General features: G+C 36.3%; 1 protein-coding gene. It reads right to left on the bottom strand.

Features of this window, described 5'->3' with window-relative positions; genetic code table 11:
* Positions 1 to 99 precede the first annotated feature (99 nt).
* A complete protein-coding gene (locus BUB87_RS13925) occupies positions 100 to 1,008 on the bottom strand; it encodes a VWA domain-containing protein (RefSeq protein ID WP_159432440.1) in 909 nt (302 codons plus the stop codon).
* Positions 1,009 to 1,317 lie beyond the last annotated feature (309 nt).

Here is a 1,317-nt window from a genome sequence, read left to right as displayed (position 1 = left end):
TATACTAAGAAATGGGTTAAATAAAATGTTAATTGATTCTTATCAAGAAAGAGCATGAAATTAATCTAAATACACAAAATATTTTTCACTCCCTTTTTCTCATATTACAACCTGTTCCAAAAAACTTACAAGCTCGTTGAACGTTGTCACTTGATACAAGCCGTCTATATGTGGTTTGTACCTGCTTATTATGCTGTCGCCTGTATCCCATTTGCTTTGCTTTTCGGGATTTAACCACAGCACTGTCTTTGCACGTTTTTTAATCTGATAAAGATACTCGAGACCCGACTCGTTTTTGTTGTTTCTCGCGTCGCCCAATATGATGACTACAGTATGTCTGTCTACAAAACCCAGATACTTGTCGCAAAACTGTCTGAAAGCTCTATTATAGTCCGAATATGCCCTGTATGATATGTTCGCTGCGCTTGTAGCAAGTTTTGAAGCTTCTTTCAATGGATATCTCGTCATATACTCCGTTATATCATCTATATCTCCTACAAACACGTACGATTTTACCCCATCGACAAACACACTTGAAAGTTCATAGATGAACTGCAGAAAAAACTGCGCATATTTAATTACGGACCCTGAAACGTCCAATATGCATACAATCCTTGTTTTTTTGACGATTGGTTTTTTATAGTACAACTTGAACGGCACTCCGAAGGTTTGAACGCTCTTTTGCACCGTCTTTTTGAAATCAAACTGCTTACTTTTTGCTTGCTTCATACTTCTTGATATTCTTGTCCTGAACTTCGCTGAGTTTAAGCGGATGTATTTACTCAAACGCTCATATTCTTCTTCTGATAATGATGTTATTGACTTATCCGCAATTTCGTTAATCATTTTTACCGCCCTGTATCCCGTAAAAAATTCCGGTCTGTGTTGCTCTGTTAATAGCTTTTCTATTTCTTCCAGTCGCTTTGCTCTTTCCTTTAATTCCTTTTTAACTTTTTCGTTGACTTTCGTAAACACATCAGCGGCCTTAATGCACAATTTATTGAACAAAAAAGCAGTAGCCGCAGTCTCCACCTATAACAATGTTTAGGTGGAGCAAGGCATCATCACTGCTAATCTGATGGAGTATTCTGCTTTTGTATGCTATAATTGTACTAGAAGAAAAATTTGTAAAGCTGGTGTTGGCATGAAATGTATAAAAACTGTAAAATTCAAAATCAAAATAACGGACAAATCCTTTGGTGATACCATATCCATATACAACAAAGCATTGTCTTACATAATCAACGTGGTCAATAACGAATGGGATTTCATATCAACACTATCAACGGCAAAAGAGCAGTTAAACTACACAGAAAA

The organism is Caldanaerobius fijiensis DSM 17918, assembly GCF_900129075.1.
Classification (GTDB): domain Bacteria; phylum Bacillota; class Thermoanaerobacteria; order Thermoanaerobacterales; family Caldanaerobiaceae; genus Caldanaerobius; species Caldanaerobius fijiensis.
The sequence above is the reverse complement of the archived record's forward strand: the minus strand, read 5'-3'. Positions and strand labels throughout refer to the sequence as shown.